The organism is Escherichia sp. 20412-1 (assembly GCF_003027595.1).
GTDB classification, from domain to species: domain Bacteria; phylum Pseudomonadota; class Gammaproteobacteria; order Enterobacterales; family Enterobacteriaceae; genus Escherichia; species Escherichia marmotae.
In genome coordinates this window covers 159,970-175,175 of sequence record NZ_PYQM01000005.1, presented here as the reverse complement: position 1 = coordinate 175,175, position 15,206 = coordinate 159,970, and the positions used below count along the sequence as shown (strand labels likewise).

Genomic DNA, 15,206 nt, shown 5'->3' with positions numbered 1-15,206 from the left:
GACGGCGCTTGCGTAGCGTTACAGTACCTGATTCGGCAAGGCAACGAGAGATGAGTTCGGGGTCGAGGTAATCCCCCAGAGAAGTCAGTGGGTTACGCAGAGAATCGTAACGGGATACCAGATCAAGGGCCTGTCCAATGTGCATAAAAAAATCCGGAAACGAGTGAGCGTTTCCGGATTCTTACACAGCCACTGGATCGGTCAACTGATCCTTAACTGATCGGCATTACAGCATTATGGGGCTGTTTTATATGGGAGCACCGTTGGCGTTAACGCTGGGATCACCGCTCTCCGGCGCGCTTCTGGAGATGCATGGATTTATGGGACATCCCGGCTGGTTCTGGATGTTTGTGATTGAAGGGTTACTGGCAGTCGGTGCTGGGGTGTTCACATTCTTTTGGCTTGATGACACACCGGAGCAGGCACGTTTTCTGAGTAAAGAAGAAAAAACGTTGCTCATTAATCAACTTACAAGTGAAGAACAACAGAAAGTCACTTCGCGACTGAGTGATGCGCTGCGTAATGGGCGAGTCTGGCAACTGGCGATTATCTACCTGACTATTCAGGTGGCGGTTTACGGATTAATTTTCTTCCTGCCGACGCAGGTTGCCGCATTGCTGGGAACAAAAGTGGGCTTTACGGCCTCCGTGGTCGCCGCCATTCCGTGGATTGCGGCATTGTTGGGGACCTGGCTTATTCCGCGCTATTCCGATAAAACCGGCGAACGGCGCAATGTCGCGGCGCTGACATTGCTGTCCGCAGGCATTGGTATTGGCCTTTCCGGGCTACTTTCGCCAGTACTGGCAATCGTTGCGCTGTGTGTTGCAGCAATAGGGTTTATTGCGGTTCAGCCGGTGTTCTGGACGATGCCGACACAACTGCTTTCCGGTACGGCGCTGGCTGCGGGGATTGGTTTTGTAAACCTGTTTGGCGCGGTGGGTGGATTTATCGCCCCGATCCTGCGTGTAAAAGCAGAAACGTTGTTTGCCAGCGATGCGGCAGGCTTGCTGATGCTGGCAGCGGTGGCGGTCATCGGTTCGCTGATTATTTTCACTCTGCGTGTAAGTCGCGCTGTTGCGCAGACCAACGTGGCGCATCATTAACAGGTTAAGGAACATGATGAACACATTATTAATCAATCCATTCAAAGAACGCTTACGCAAGGGTGAAGTACAAATTGGTCTGTGGTTAAGTTCGACAACTTCCTATATGGCAGAAATTGCCGCCACCTCCGGTTATGACTGGTTGCTGATTGATGGTGAACATGCGCCAAATACCATTCAGAACCTTTATCACCAACTTCAGGCGGTAGCGCCCTATGGCAGCCAACCCGTGATCCGCCCAGTGGAGGGGAGTAAGTCGCTGATTAAACAAGTCCTGGATATTGGCGCGCAAACTCTACTGATCCCGATGGTCGATACTGGCGAACAGGCGCGTCAGATAGTGTCTGCAACTCGCTATCCACCGTACGGTGAGCGTGGTGTCGGGGCCAGCGTGGCACGGGCAGCACGCTGGGGACGCATTGAGAATTACATGGCGCAAGTCAACGACTCACTTTGTCTGTTGGTGCAGGTGGAAAGTAAAACAGCACTGGATAATCTGGATGAAATCCTCGACGTTGAGGGGGTTGATGGTGTGTTTATTGGGCCAGCGGATCTCTCAGCGTCGTTGGGTTACCCGGATAATGCCGGGCACCCGGAAGTGCAGCGTATTATTGAAACCAGCATCCGACGGATCCGCGCTGCGGGTAAAGCAGCAGGTTTTCTGGCTGTGGCTCCTGATATGGCGCAGCAATGCCTTGCGTGGGGAGCGAACTTTGTCGCCGTTGGCGTCGACACCATGCTCTACAGTGATGCCCTGGATAAGCGACTGGCGATATTTAAATCAGGCAAAAATGAGCCACGCATAAAAGGTAGTTATTGATATCAAAGGCCCATGGGGATTGCTTGTGGGCCTGTGTTAATTAGTGGTTATTCGCTGCCAGATCGGCTTCGCTTAGCTGGGTGGCTGCGAGCAGCCAGGTCACGATCAATACCCTGTTCCAGCATGCGCAAGGTAATTTTAATGGCTTGTTCATGCATGCCTTCTACTTTGCCTTCCTGCAAACCTTCTAATTTACCTTCTTGCAAGCCTTCAATCTTACCCTCCTGCCAGCCAATTTGATGCCCTTCCTGCCGTAGCCGTTCAGCAATAGTCATCAATCTCTCCTTTTAATGACAGTTCGGTGGAATATCAGCATCAGTGAGTTGGGTTGTCGCCAGCACAATCTCACGTTCAAAGCCCTGCTCCAGCATGCGCAAGGCAATTTTAATGGCTTGTTCATGCATGCCTTCCTGCAAACCTTCTAATTTACCTTCCTGCCAGCCAATTTGGTGTCCTTCCTGCCGTAGCCGTTCAGCAATAGTCATCAATCTCTCCTTTTGTAGTGGTGAACGTTCGGCAATTTCCTCAATAAAGCGGGTGAAACGGGAGGTATCGCCGCATTGCAGCAGATAATTAAACAGCGTTTGCACCTGGCTGTCATTAGTGAAGCCCCTAACCAAAAGCGTGGTGATCCTGTCGACCAGACCGATTAAATCGCGCTCGCGAATATGCTTTTGAATCAGTTCCAGCAGAGCTATACGCCGATGTTGCATGATCTCATCGTCAGGTACGATGGTGATATCCACCAACGGAAAAGCTTCGGTGTACAACTGCCGGGCAAGCTGCGGGTCGTCAAATTCATCCAGCCAGTTAAGTGAATATGGGTAGGGTGAGGTTTCGCCGTGATAAAACAGCATTGGCACTACCAGAGGGATTCTGTCATAGCCTTTGTCCAGATGGCGCTGCATGACGGCAGTGGCATAACGCATCAGTCGAAAGGCCATGTTTTTTTCTGCAGTACTCTGATGCTCAATCACGCAGTAGATATAACCTTCGCCGTCGGTGGTTTCTACCGACCACAAAACATCCGAGTAGTAAGCGCGTAAACTTTTTTCAATAAAACTGGTGGGTTCCAGGCGTAAGGTTTGCAGGTTGCAAAGCTTACGTAGCGGTTCCGGCAGGTGTATTTCCAGAAAATCCCGTGCGGTTTCGGGCGAGAACATAAAGGTTTTAAATACCGCATCATGCCGGGAGGATGTTGTTGATTCTGTCATGGTTGTCCGTCACCAGATGTTTATGATGACGCGACATTACGGGTATCCCGGGCCTTTGACATCTGACAGTTTCAGTCTTTGCGAGACGTTTTCAGAAGAATTTTCACGGCGATGCAACGCGTACATTTGGCACGGAATCGCGCCCGCAAAAATGCCCGATAAGCAACATGCTTACCGGGCATCAGAAGGGAGTTTAAGCCAGCGCCTGGGCCAACAGAGTAATCGGATGTTCGCAGCGAAGGCTCGTGGACATCTCAATCTGCCATTTGCAGGTTTCGCAGTCGGTGACGACCAGATCCGCGCCGCTCTCTTCTATCTGACGGAACAGTGGCGCTCCGATGGCTTGTGAGGTGGGGTAGTTCTCTTTTTTGAATCCATAAGTACCAGCAATACCGCAGCACTGAGAATCCAACACTGTCAGTTCAAGCCCAGGGATTTTACGTAATAGTTCCAGGGTGTAGAGCGTCCAGCCCATTTTTTCCATATGGCATGGGGTGTGATAAACCACTTTCAGCGGCAGCGGTTTAAGTGGCAAGGTTTTGCCTTCATCTAACTTGCGCCACAGCCAGCGGGTTGCCAGTTCGATATGATCGCGTAAGCCTTTGTTGTCGACATTCAACACTTCCGGATATTCATCGCGCAGGGCAAACGTACAGGTGGAGGAGGTGGCAATCACCGGAATGCCTTTCGCTCCGACAGCTTCGCGGATCGATTCCACGTTGATAATCGCCTGTTTACGCACCTTATCGGTAAAACCGTTGGCAATCAGCGGCACACCGCAGCATTTCTCTTTGCTGAGCAGTTGCACGCCCGTTCCCATCGCGTTGAGTACTTTAATTAAATCTTTACCCAGTTGTGGATGGTTGTAATTGACGAAGCAGCCGTGGAAGAACGCCACCTGATCTTTATACTGCGCCTGCTGTGCCGCCACGCTGCGATACCAGCGGCGGAAGGTGCCGAAGGAGTATTTCGGCAGTGTGCGACGGTGGTCGATTTTTAACGCGGCATCAAGCAGTTGTCGCACCGGTTTTAGTGAGGTAGCGGTGTTAACGATAGGCGCGAACGGCGTAGAAAAGCTGCCCATCAGGTCGGTATGACTTAAAACGAAATTGCGCAGCGACGGGCGCGAGGTGTCGTATTTTGCTCGTGCGCGCTGGATGATATCGCCAATCTTCACATCGGATGGACAGGCGACTTCGCAACGTTTGCAGTTAATGCAATATTTCAGCGCCTCGTCATACAGTGCGCCATCTTTCAGACGCAGACGTTCGCCATCTGGTCCCGCCTGTTTTGGCCCCGGATAGCCCGGATTCACCCGGCTCACCGGACAGGCGGTGGTGCAGACGGTGCACTTAATGCAGTTTTCGAAGCTGGTATCGTTCATTCTTGGCCTCCTGCGCGTTGGGCAATCTGTTGAGCAGCATGTAATGCACTGACAGCACAAACGCCGCCGCCGCATCCCTGGGCGATGGGATCAAATCCGCCCAGCACCGAACCAATGGCAAACAGGTTTTCTATCGTTTGACCTGCCAGCGACGGGCGTAGCGCCTCGTCAGTGGTCACGCCGAATTGTTGCCACGGTTGCGGAGCGAAAAAGTCACTTCGATACCACTCACCCCGCGTGGCGGTTTGCAGCACATCAAGGCCGAGAATCGGTTCGCGAATACCGTCGCGTTCTGCCACCAGCCCCCCGCTAAAGAAGCTGCCACTGGCAAGCACGGCAAAGCGTGGACGTAGCGGAATATCGGCGTGATTACGGGTCCATATTTCACTGACGACGCCATTTTTGCAGGTCACTTTTTTTACTTCATCGCCCGGCATCCACACACCGCCCTGGCGCACGAACTGATGTTGAAGCTGATTTTGCAGACGAATACCCAGCACGGAAGGCGGCAATGTTGGCAGTAACATTAATGAACAGGGCAGTTGCTCATTCAGCCAGCGCCACTGTTTGTTATCGGTCAGGCCGAAACAGGCGGGCATCAGGATCATTTCACAGGTGTTGGCAACAGGGATAAGCGCATCGATCAACAGTGGCCAGTTTTCTTCGTTATCAAGGAAACGGGCAATATTCACTGCACGAAATTCGGTGGCGTTATTGCGTAAGACATCCAGTTCCGGCAATTCAATTTCAGCAGTTTCGACAGCAAGATTTAATTCACGTAACGAGGCTGCCGCCAGGTGTGCCTGAAAATCCATCAGGCCACTTATTCCCACTACGCATATTTTCTTCGCGGGCAGCGGCCAGACTGGGATTTCTGGTGAGCTTAGCCAGGTTGAGCGTAGCGTGCCGAGAGGAGTAACCCGCTGGTGAGCCAGTTCTACGCTGCCCTGCAATTGCGCACCGCTTTCTGCAATTAACGCCTGCGCCCGGCAAGCGAGGTCGAGCACGCGCTGTGGGCCGAGTTGGCTGTAGGGATGGGAGGGGGCCAGGCGACCCAATGTTTCCAGTCCGTCGTGAATATCTGTCACCGGCTGCCCATCTGGCAGATGGCTTAGTAAATCCAGTGAGCCGGACGAGAAATGCAGCGCGCTCTGACCGCGAGTGACAATCGCACAACGCAGACCGTGTTTTTGTAGTTGCAGGCCGCAGAGTAATCCGGCAAGGCCGCCGCCCATAATGACAGTATCAAATCGCATCTTTCTGCTCCTTCTCCAGACCACACAGTCCCTGATAAACCCAGCGGGTAAATTCGCTTTCGCGCAGCGCATCGCCCCAGGCAATGGGCTGCACACCTTTCCAACGTTCGTTAAGGAAGGTGGACAGTTGCTCGATAGATTGCGTGGACGTGGTGACGTTAAAGCGTTGCAGCAGTCCGGCGGCGCGGCAGGCGCAGAGTTCGCCCTGACAGGTCCCCATCCCCACACGGGTGCGACGGCGTAAGTCCAGCAGGCTGTTGACGTTTAAATTTTCTACCGCGTATTGCACTTCGCCTGCAGTGACAGCTTCGCATTCGCACACCAGGCTCCGGTGCAAGCGGCCTTCACTTAACCAGGCTGGCGTGCGATCACCGTGACGATAAACCGCAGAACCGCGAAGTGGTGCAGGGAGGGAAATGATTTTTTGCAGTGTCACTTCAGCCGGTTCTTGTGAACCCGGTAGTGCCAGGTCGGCGGTTGTGCAGGGGCGCGAGTTGCCCAGTTTGCGGCAGACGGCATCTGTGGCCCATTCCGCCATCAGACGGTAGGTCATCAGTTTGCCGCCGGTAATGGTGATAAATCCGTCCAGGCCATCGCGTTCGGCGTGATCGAGCAGCACGATGCCGCGACTGACATTACGCCCGCTCGGATCGTCATCGCTGGCAACCAGCGGGCGCACACCAGAGTAGGCACGCAGAATGCGCGTTTTCGCCATCACCGGAGCCAGTTTTTCCCCTTCACGCAGCAGGATATCCACCTCTTCTGCCGTCACCCGATTATCGTCAATTTCGTCATAATCAATGCGTAAAGAGGTGGTGCCAATCAGTGAAATGGTATCGCCGGGCACCAGAATATCAGCGTCAGAAGGTTTACGGCAGCGATTGATCACGTGCTGATTAATGCGGTGATCCATGATCAGCAGCGATCCTTTGGCCGGGAACATGCGAATACGCAGATCGGCATACTCGGCAATATGTTGCCCCCAGATCCCGGCAGCATTCACCACCACTGGTGCATGGAGCGCCTGGGTTTCGCCTGTAAGATGATTGCGCACGCGAACGCCACACACCGTCGCGCCTTCACGAAGCAGGCCAGTGACTTCATGGGCGGTGAGGATAACCGCACCGTGTTCTTTTGCATCGAGCATGTTCGCAGCGGTCAGGCGGAATGGGTCCACGGTGCCATCCGGGACTTTTACCGCGCCAATCAATGCCGGGTTAACGGAAGGTTCGATAATGCGTGCTTGCTGCGGATCAATGGCTTCCGCGCTGATCCCCGCCTCCTGACAAGCGCGAATAAACGTAGCCTGGAAAGAGAGGTCATCTTCCGGCAGGGTGATAAACAGGCCGTTGGTCGGTTCGACACAGTGACGCGCGATGCGTTTTAAAATCTGGTTCTCACTAATGCATTCGCGGGCGGATTCCGCATCTGTTACTGCATAACGTGCGCCGCTGTGCAGCAGACCGTGGTTACGCCCGGTCGCGCCTGTTGCGATATCATGTCGCTCAACCAAAATCACGCGCAGCCCGCGCAGGGCACAGTCGCGGGCAATCCCGGCTCCCGTTGCGCCGCCGCCAATGATAATCACGTCACTTGTTTGCGAGTCGCGAGTTTTCATTGTTATCCCTCTGAAGTTCGTTTTTTACCATTTAGCCATAGTAAAAACATGAATTGTTTGATTTCGCGCATATTCGCTCATAATTCGAAAGTGAAACGTGATTTCATGCGTCTTTCGGAACATTTTGACAATCTTATTTAATAATGTGTGCGGTAATTCACATTCATAAAATGAATGATTAATTAACATCGCGGCCACTCAAGAAACGGCAGGTTCTTCTATTGAATCAGTCTGTTAATCATAAATAAGACCACGGGCCACGGAGGCTATAAATGTTGAGTATTTTTAAACCAGCGCCACACAAAGCGCGCCTACCTGCTGCGGAGATCGATCCGACTTATCGTCGATTGCGCTGGCAAATTTTCCTGGGGATATTCTTTGGTTATGCCGCTTACTATCTGGTTCGTAAGAACTTTGCTCTCGCTATGCCCTATCTGGTGGAGCAGGGATTCTCTCGTGGGGATTTAGGTTTTGCCCTTTCCGGTATCTCCATTGCTTACGGATTTTCGAAATTCATCATGGGGTCAGTTTCGGATCGCTCGAATCCGCGCGTTTTCCTGCCAGCAGGTTTGATTCTTGCGGCGGCAGTGATGCTGTTTATGGGCTTTGTGCCGTGGGCGACTTCCAGCATTGCGGTGATGTTTGTTCTTCTGTTCCTCTGCGGTTGGTTCCAGGGAATGGGATGGCCGCCGTGTGGTCGTACTATGGTGCACTGGTGGTCGCAGAAAGAGCGTGGCAGCATTGTGTCAGTATGGAACTGTGCGCATAACGTCGGTGGTGGTATTCCGCCGTTGCTGTTCCTGCTGGGTATGGCCTGGTTTAATGACTGGCACGCGGCGCTCTATATGCCTGCTTTCTGTGCCATTCTGGTGGCGCTTTTCGCTTTTGCCATGATGCGCGATACCCCACAATCCTGTGGTTTGCCGCCGATCGAAGAGTACAAAAATGATTATCCGGACGACTATAACGAAAAAGCGGAACAGGAACTGACTGCGAAGCAGATTTTCATGCAGTACGTACTGCCGAACAAGCTGCTGTGGTACATCGCTATTGCCAACGTATTCGTTTATCTGCTGCGCTACGGCATCCTCGACTGGTCGCCAACCTACCTGAAAGAGGTGAAGCATTTCGCGCTGGATAAATCTTCCTGGGCCTACTTCCTTTATGAGTACGCGGGCATTCCGGGCACTCTGCTGTGTGGCTGGATGTCGGATAAAGTCTTCCGCGGTAACCGTGGGGCAACTGGCGTCTTCTTTATGACTCTGGTGACCATCGCTACTATTGTTTACTGGATGAACCCGGCAGGTAATCCGACTGTTGATATGGTTTGCATGATTGTCATTGGCTTCCTGATCTATGGTCCCGTCATGCTGATAGGTCTGCACGCGCTGGAACTGGCACCGAAAAAAGCAGCAGGTACGGCGGCGGGCTTTACCGGGCTGTTTGGTTATCTTGGCGGTTCTGTGGCGGCAAGCGCAATTGTCGGTTACACCGTTGACTACTTCGGCTGGGATGGCGGCTTCATGGTGATGATTGGCGGCAGCATTCTGGCAGTTATCTTGTTAATTGTCGTGATGATTGGCGAAAAACGTCGCCATCAGGAATTACAGCAAAAACGCAACGGAGGCTAATGGCATGAAACTGACACTTAAAAACCTTAGCATGGCGATCATGATGAGTGGAATGATCATGGGAAGCAGTGCAATGGCGGCAGACAACAGCGAGAAAATTGTAATAGCCCATCGCGGCGCAAGTGGTTATTTGCCGGAGCATACGCTACCCGCAAAAGCGATGGCGTATGCGCAAGGGGCTGATTATCTGGAGCAGGATTTAGTGATGACCAAAGACGACCATCTGGTCGTCCTGCATGACCACTATCTTGACCGCGTTACTGATGTGGCCGAGCGTTTTCCGGAGCGGGCGCGTAAAGATGGCCGTTACTACGCGATAGATTTTACGCTGGATGAAATTAAGTCTTTAAAATTCACTGAAGGCTTTGATATTGAAAATGGCAAAAAAGTGCAGACTTTCCCCGGACGCTTCCCGATGGGGAAATCTGACTTTCGTGTGCACACTTTCGAAGAAGAGATTGAATTTGTTCAGGGGTTAAACCACTCGACGGGGAAAAATATCGGCATCTATCCAGAAATTAAAGCGCCGTGGTTTCATCATCAGGAAGGGAAAGATATTGCGGCTAAAACCCTGGAAGTGCTGAAAAAATACGGTTACACCGGTAAAGATGACAAAGTTTATTTGCAATGCTTTGATGCTGATGAGCTGAAACGCATTAAAAATGAGCTGGAACCGAAAATGGGCATGGATCTTAATCTGGTTCAACTGATTGCCTATACTGACTGGAATGAAACCCAGCAGAAACAACCAGATGGAACCTGGGTTAATTACAGTTACGACTGGATGTTTAAGCCGGGTGCCATGAAGCAGGTAGCGGAATATGCTGACGGCATTGGCCCGGATTACCATATGGTGATTGATGAGACATCGCAGCCGGGCAATATTAAACTTACCGGAATGGTGAAAGACGCGCAGCAGAATAAGTTGGTTGTGCATCCTTATACCGTGCGGTCGGATAAGCTGCCAGAATATACGACCGATGTGAATCAACTGTATGACGCTCTGTATAACAAAGCGGGTGTTAATGGACTGTTTACGGACTTCCCGGATAAAGCAGTAAAATTCCTCAATAAAGAGTAACTTCAGTCTCGGATGGCACTTACGTGCCATCCGCTATTTCCCTTCATTCAAAATCCCATTCACGTCAGAGTGAAATTAATTCTTCAATAAAGTCAGTTAGTTATCTTTGCTTGCTGTTCTTTAGCGTGAGATGACGAGTTCCCGACAAATGAAATCCCTTAAGAAACACTTTTTATTAAGTTTTTCTTAAGGTGAACACCTATAGTCATTGTCGTTAACAATAAAAACAAGGCGACAGGGTATGGCAGTTTCAGCAAAAATCGACGAATTCAATCATTGGTGGGCTACAGAAGGTGACTGGGTTGAGAAACCGAATTATCGCCGCAACGGCATGAGTGGGGTGCAATGCGTCGAGCACAACGGCAAAAAGCTGTATGTAAAGCGCATGACTCGGCACCTGTTTCATTCTATCCGCTATCCGTTTGGTCGCCCGACGATTGTGCGCGAGGTTGCGGTGATAAAAGATCTGGAACGCGCTGGCGTGATTGTGCCGAAAATCGTTTTTGGAGAAGCGGTGAAAATTGATGGCGAATGGCGTGCGTTACTGGTGACTGAAGATATGGCGGGTTTTGTCAGTATTGCTGACTGGTATGCACAGCATGCAGTAATGCCCTATCCCAACGATGTACGGCAAGCAATGTTGGAAGCAGTGGCGCTGGCATTTAAAAAGATGCATAGCGTTAATCGTCAACACGGCTGCTGCTACGTTCGCCATATCTATGTGAAAACAGAAGGTAAGCCAGAAGCCGGTTTTCTTGATCTGGAGAAAAGTCGCCGTCGTCTGCGTCGCCATAAAGCGATTAATCATGACTTCCGGCAACTGGAGAAATATCTGGAGCCGATCCCTAAAGCGGACTGGGAACAGGTGAAAGCGTATTACTACGCCATGTAATCGTTGTAGGCCAGATAAGACGCATCAGCGTCGCATCTGGCAACTATTCGCGCATGCCATGTTGGATGCGGCGTAAACGCCTTATCCAACCTACAAAAAGCCGTTGTAGGCCAGATAAGACGCATCAGCGTCGCATCTGGCAACTATTCGCGCATGCCATGTTGGATGCGGCGTAAACGCCTTATCCAACCTACAAAAAGCCGTTGTAGGCCAGATAAGACGCGTCAGCGTCGCATCTGGCAACTATTCGCGCATGTCATGTTGGATGCGGCGTAAACGCCTTATCCAACCTACAAAAAGCCGTTGTAAGACAGATAAGACGCGTCAGCGTCGCATCTGGCACTAGTACTCGATCACAACTCGATTTCAATATCGCCTTTTGCCCGGCAACAACAGGGCAAAATTTCCCCTGGCTGAATAAAGGCTAACGGTTCGGCAATCCAGTCCACCTGGCCTGCAACAAGACGCGTGCGACAGGAGCCGCAGTAGCCTTCGCGACACTGATATTCAACCGCCACGTTGTGGGATTCCAGCGCTGCCAGAAGGGAAGGGTGTTCATCCTGGCACAGCAGTTGTGTGCCAGTGATGCGCAGGGTAACGCGAGCCATCAGAGTTGGAAGTTACTCAAATCGTCGGTGTCCACTTCCGAATCAATCTGTCCGACCAGATAAGAACTGACTTCCACTTCCTGCGGAGCAACCTGCACATTATCAGACACCAGCCAGGTGTTGATCCACGGGATCGGGTTGGAGCGTGTCTGGAACGGCAGATCCAAACCGACAGCCTGCATACGGATATTGGTGATGTATTCAACGTACTGGCAGAGAATGTCTTTGTTCAGACCAATCATTGAACCGTCACGGAACAGATAATCCGCCCAGTCTTTCTCCTGTTGCGCCGCCTGGACAAACAGGTCATAGCACTCTTGTTTGCACTCTTCGGCAATTTCCGCCATTTCCGGATCGTCCGCACCGCTGCGCAGCAGATTCAGCATATGCTGAGTGCCGGTCAGGTGTAGTGCTTCGTCACGGGCAATCAGGCGAATAATCTTGGCATTACCTTCCATCAGCTCACGTTCAGCGAAAGCGAAGGAACAAGCGAAGCTGACGTAGAAGCGAATTGCTTCCAGCGCATTAACGCTCATCAGGCACAGATAGAGTTTTTTCTTCAACTCGCGCAGGCTGACAGTTACGGTTTTACCGTTAACGGTGTGGGTGCCTTCGCCCAGCAGGTGCCAGTAACTGGTCATTTCGATCAGTTCGTCGTAGTAAGCCGAAATCCCTTCTGCGCGTTTCTGGATCTGCTCGTTGGTGACAATATCGTCAAACACAACAGACGGATCGTTAACAATATTACGAATAATGTGCGTGTAGGAACGGGAGTGAATAGTTTCCGAAAACGCCCAGGTTTCTACCCAGGTTTCCAGTTCTGGAATCGAAATCAGCGGCAGAAGCGCTACGTTCGGACTACGACCCTGAATGGAATCCAAAAGCGTCTGGTACTTCAGGTTGCTGATAAAGATGTGCTTTTCGTGCTCTGGCAGCGCCTGATAATCGATACGGTCGCGGGAGACATCAACTTCTTCCGGACGCCAGAAGAAAGAGAGCTGCTTTTCGATCAACTTTTCGAAGATTTCATATTTTTGTTGATCGTAGCGAGCCACGTTGACCGGCTGACCAAAGAACATCGGTTCTTTGAGCTGATCATTCTTCGTCTGTGAAAATGTGGTATATGCCATGAATATGTCCTGTTGGGAGTTTAATGCCGGATAAGGCGTTCACACCGCATCCGGCATCACAATATCAGATCTTACATGCACCGCTTTCGCAGCCATCGTCCTGGATTGACGGCACCAGATCGTCCTGCGCGTCTTCTGCGCCATCACGGGTGTTCTGATAATACAGCGTTTTGACCCCGAATTTGTAGGCGGTGAGCAGGTCTTTCAGCAACTGCTGCATCGGCACTTTTCCTGACGGGAAGCGCGATGGATCGTAGTTGGTGTTAGCAGAGATCGACTGGTCGATGAATTTCTGCATGATACCCACCAGTTGCAAATAACCATCATTACCCGGCATTTCCCACAGCAGCTCATAGGCGTCGTGTAGGTGTTCATAGTCTGGCACCACCTGGCGCAGAATCCCGTCTTTCGACGCTTTAATGCTGACGTAACCACGTGGCGGCTCAATACCGTTGGTGGCGTTAGAAATCTGCGAAGAGGTTTCTGACGGCATCAGCGCTGAAAGCGTGGAGTTACGCAGGCCGTGGGTTTTGATCGACTCACGCAATGCTTCCCAGTCGTAATGCAGCGGCTCATTGGCGATAGCATCCAGATCTTTCTTGTAGGTATCGATCGGCAGGATCCCTTTTGCGTAGGTGGTTTCGTTAAACCACGGGCACGCGCCTTGCTCTTTTGCCAGTTCGTTAGACGCTTTCAGCAGATAATACTGGATCGCTTCAAAGGTTTGGTGCGTCAGGTTGTTGGCGCTGCCGTCGGAGTAACGTTTACCGTGCTTCGCCAGATAGTAAGCGAAGTTGATCACGCCAATACCCAGCGTACGACGACCCATTGCCCCGCGTTTTGCCGCCGGGATTGGGTAATCCTGATAATCCAGTAGCGCATCAAGCGCACGTACTGCCAGAATCGCCAGTTCTTCAAGTTCATCCAGGCTGTTAATTGCGCCCAGGTTGAAAGCAGACAGCGTACACAGCGCGATTTCACCGTTTTCGTCGTTGACGTCATTCAGCGGTTTGGTCGGCAGGGCGATTTCCAGGCACAGGTTAGACTGGCGCACTGGCGCAATAGCCGGATCAAATGGGCTGTGGGTGTTGCAGTGGTCAACGTTCTGAATATAGATACGACCGGTAGACGCGCGTTCCTGCATCATTAGCGAGAATAGCTCAACCGCTTTCACGCGCTGTTTACGGATGCTGTCGTCTTTCTCATACTTGGTGTACAGGCGCTCAAATTCTTCCTGATCGGCAAAGAACGCGTCGTATAACCCCGGAACATCGGATGGACTGAACAGGGTAATATCTTCACCTTTCAGCAGACGGGTATACATCAGCTTGTTGATTTGTACACCGTAGTCCATATGGCGCACGCGGTTGCCTTCAACCCCACGGTTGTTTTTCAGCACCAGCAGGCTTTCAACTTCCAGATGCCATATTGGGTAGAACAACGTAGCTGCACCACCGCGTACACCGCCCTGGGAGCAGGACTTCACTGCGGTCTGGAAATGTTTATAGAACGGGATACAACCCGTGTGAAACGCTTCGCCGCCGCGAATCGGGCTACCCAGTGCACGAATGCGACCGGCGTTGATGCCAATACCTGCACGCTGGGAAACGTATTTCACGATTGCGCTGGAGGTGGCATTGATGGAATCCAGGCTGTCGCCGCACTCGATCAGTACGCAGGAGCTGAACTGGCGAGTCGGGGTACGCACGCCGGACATGATTGGCGTCGGCAACGAAATCTTAAACGTGGAAACCGCATCGTAAAAACGCTTCACGTATTGCAGACGCGTTTCACGCGGGTAATTCGAGAACAGGCACGCAGCAACCAGAATATAGAGGAACTGGGCGCTCTCGTAGATTTCTCCGGTCACGCGGTTTTGTACCAGATATTTGCCTTCAAGCTGTTTAACAGCAGCGTAAGAGAAGGTCATATCACGGTCGTGATCGATAAACGTGTCCATCTGCTTGAACTCTTCTTCCGTGTAGTCTTCCAGCAGATGATTATCGTATTTGCCCATTTCAACCATTTTTACCACGTGATCGTACAGTGCTGGCGGCTCAAACTGGCCGTAGGCTTTTTTACGCAGGTGGAAGATCGCCAGACGCGCGGCGAGATACTGATAATCCGGTGCTTCACGGGAGATCAGGTCAGCGGCAGCCTTGATAATGGTTTCGTGGATGTCGGAGGTCTTGATGCCGTCATAAAACTGAATGTGGGAGCGCAGCTCGACCTGGGAAATCGAAACGTTATGCAGCCCTTCTGCCGCCCAGTCCAGAACGCGATGGATTTTATCGAGATTGATGCGCTCTGTGCTACCGTCGCGCTTTGTCACCAGCAGATTCTGATTCATGTATGTCGTACCTGTTTTTGGAATACTTTCCGCAATAGCATCGCTTTGACTACCTGTAGTAAGGAAAGTCGCAATGAACACTATATATAGGGGGTATGTTTGGGATTCACTGCAAGATA

General features: G+C 51.6%; 12 protein-coding genes and 2 pseudogenes. 5 read left to right on the top strand and 9 right to left on the bottom strand.

The features are described 5' to 3' along the window. A partial coding sequence (locus C7B16_RS06305) for a transposase domain-containing protein (RefSeq protein ID WP_001538604.1) occupies positions 1-145 on the bottom strand: 145 nt, incomplete at its 3' end. An 85-nt stretch (positions 146-230) separates the two neighbouring features. Here C7B16_RS06305 and C7B16_RS06300 point away from each other — a divergent pair. Further along, positions 231-1,103, top strand: a pseudogene (locus C7B16_RS06300) (MFS transporter); the annotation flags it as partial. A 16-nt stretch (positions 1,104-1,119) separates the two neighbouring features. Then, entirely contained in the window at positions 1,120-1,923 is an 804-nt protein-coding gene (yfaU, locus tag C7B16_RS06295; RefSeq protein WP_001094289.1) for a 2-keto-3-deoxy-L-rhamnonate aldolase, read from the top strand. Between the two features lie 40 nt (positions 1,924-1,963). Here the strand turns inward: yfaU and C7B16_RS06290 are convergent. The 5 genes and pseudogenes from C7B16_RS06290 to glpA all read right to left on the bottom strand — a co-directional run. Beyond that, positions 1,964-2,210, bottom strand: a pseudogene (locus C7B16_RS06290) (hypothetical protein); the annotation flags it as partial. Next, positions 2,211-3,137, bottom strand: a complete 927-nt coding sequence (locus tag C7B16_RS06285; protein ID WP_107179496.1) for an ISNCY family transposase — start codon at positions 3,135-3,137, stop codon at positions 2,211-2,213. It abuts the pseudogene before it with no gap. A 193-nt stretch (positions 3,138-3,330) separates the two neighbouring features. After that, complete coding sequence (glpC, locus tag C7B16_RS06280) at positions 3,331-4,521, bottom strand: anaerobic glycerol-3-phosphate dehydrogenase subunit GlpC (protein ID WP_107179495.1); 1,191 nt, start codon at positions 4,519-4,521, stop codon at positions 3,331-3,333. Next, positions 4,518-5,777 carry a glycerol-3-phosphate dehydrogenase subunit GlpB gene (glpB, locus tag C7B16_RS06275; RefSeq protein ID WP_107179494.1) on the bottom strand — a complete coding sequence of 420 codons (1,260 nt, stop codon included), beginning with the start codon at positions 5,775-5,777 and terminating at the stop codon, positions 4,518-4,520. The genes glpC and glpB overlap by 4 nt, the downstream gene beginning before the upstream one ends. Beyond that, complete coding sequence (gene glpA, locus C7B16_RS06270; RefSeq protein WP_000857297.1) at positions 5,767-7,395, bottom strand: anaerobic glycerol-3-phosphate dehydrogenase subunit A; 1,629 nt, start codon at positions 7,393-7,395, stop codon at positions 5,767-5,769. The genes glpB and glpA overlap by 11 nt, the downstream gene beginning before the upstream one ends. 272 nt (positions 7,396-7,667) lie before the next feature. On the opposite strand from glpA, the gene glpT reads away from it, so the two are divergent. From glpT to inaA, 3 genes are all read left to right on the top strand, one after another. After that, positions 7,668-9,026 (top strand): glycerol-3-phosphate transporter, encoded by a 1,359-nt coding sequence (gene glpT, locus C7B16_RS06265; RefSeq protein ID WP_000948746.1) that lies wholly within the window; start codon positions 7,668-7,670, stop codon positions 9,024-9,026. Positions 9,027-9,030: 4 nt separating this feature from the next. Then, the gene (gene glpQ / locus C7B16_RS06260; RefSeq protein WP_000779068.1) at positions 9,031-10,107 is read left to right on the top strand and encodes a glycerophosphodiester phosphodiesterase; all 1,077 of its coding nucleotides are present in this window, start codon (positions 9,031-9,033) and stop codon (positions 10,105-10,107) included. A gap of 241 nt (positions 10,108-10,348) precedes the next feature. Next, positions 10,349-10,999: a lipopolysaccharide kinase InaA gene (gene inaA / locus C7B16_RS06255; RefSeq protein WP_016248989.1), complete on the top strand. Its 651-nt coding sequence runs from the start codon at positions 10,349-10,351 to the stop codon at positions 10,997-10,999. A gap of 353 nt (positions 11,000-11,352) precedes the next feature. On the opposite strand, the gene yfaE is transcribed toward inaA, so the two are convergent. The 3 genes from yfaE to nrdA all read right to left on the bottom strand — a co-directional run bounded on the left by yfaE (position 11,353) and on the right by nrdA (position 15,087). Continuing rightward, positions 11,353-11,607 (bottom strand): ferredoxin-like diferric-tyrosyl radical cofactor maintenance protein YfaE, encoded by a 255-nt coding sequence (yfaE, locus tag C7B16_RS06250; RefSeq protein WP_000135039.1) that lies wholly within the window; start codon positions 11,605-11,607, stop codon positions 11,353-11,355. Next, positions 11,607-12,737 carry a class Ia ribonucleoside-diphosphate reductase subunit beta gene (nrdB, locus tag C7B16_RS06245; RefSeq protein ID WP_000332038.1) on the bottom strand — a complete coding sequence of 377 codons (1,131 nt, stop codon included), beginning with the start codon at positions 12,735-12,737 and terminating at the stop codon, positions 11,607-11,609. Before nrdB ends, yfaE begins: the two co-directional genes overlap by 1 nt. A gap of 64 nt (positions 12,738-12,801) precedes the next feature. Then, positions 12,802-15,087: a class 1a ribonucleoside-diphosphate reductase subunit alpha gene (gene nrdA / locus C7B16_RS06240; RefSeq protein WP_001516754.1), complete on the bottom strand. Its 2,286-nt coding sequence runs from the start codon at positions 15,085-15,087 to the stop codon at positions 12,802-12,804. Positions 15,088-15,206 lie beyond the last annotated feature (119 nt).

What these genes read in the sequence shown, in the direction of transcription:
- yfaU (WP_001094289.1), top strand. Translation starts at nt 1,120, where the DNA reads ATGAACACATTATTAATCAATCCATTCAAAGAACGCTTACGCAAGGGT.
- C7B16_RS06285 (WP_107179496.1), bottom strand. Translation starts at nt 3,137, where the DNA reads ATGACAGAATCAACAACATCCTCCCGGCATGATGCGGTATTTAAAACC.
- glpC (WP_107179495.1), bottom strand. Translation starts at nt 4,521, where the DNA reads ATGAACGATACCAGCTTCGAAAACTGCATTAAGTGCACCGTCTGCACC.
- glpB (WP_107179494.1), bottom strand. Translation starts at nt 5,777, where the DNA reads ATGCGATTTGATACTGTCATTATGGGCGGCGGCCTTGCCGGATTACTC.
- glpA (WP_000857297.1), bottom strand. Translation starts at nt 7,395, where the DNA reads ATGAAAACTCGCGACTCGCAAACAAGTGACGTGATTATCATTGGCGGC.
- glpT (WP_000948746.1), top strand. Translation starts at nt 7,668, where the DNA reads ATGTTGAGTATTTTTAAACCAGCGCCACACAAAGCGCGCCTACCTGCT.
- glpQ (WP_000779068.1), top strand. Translation starts at nt 9,031, where the DNA reads ATGAAACTGACACTTAAAAACCTTAGCATGGCGATCATGATGAGTGGA.
- inaA (WP_016248989.1), top strand. Translation starts at nt 10,349, where the DNA reads ATGGCAGTTTCAGCAAAAATCGACGAATTCAATCATTGGTGGGCTACA.
- yfaE (WP_000135039.1), bottom strand. Translation starts at nt 11,607, where the DNA reads ATGGCTCGCGTTACCCTGCGCATCACTGGCACACAACTGCTGTGCCAG.
- nrdB (WP_000332038.1), bottom strand. Translation starts at nt 12,737, where the DNA reads ATGGCATATACCACATTTTCACAGACGAAGAATGATCAGCTCAAAGAA.
- nrdA (WP_001516754.1), bottom strand. Translation starts at nt 15,087, where the DNA reads ATGAATCAGAATCTGCTGGTGACAAAGCGCGACGGTAGCACAGAGCGC.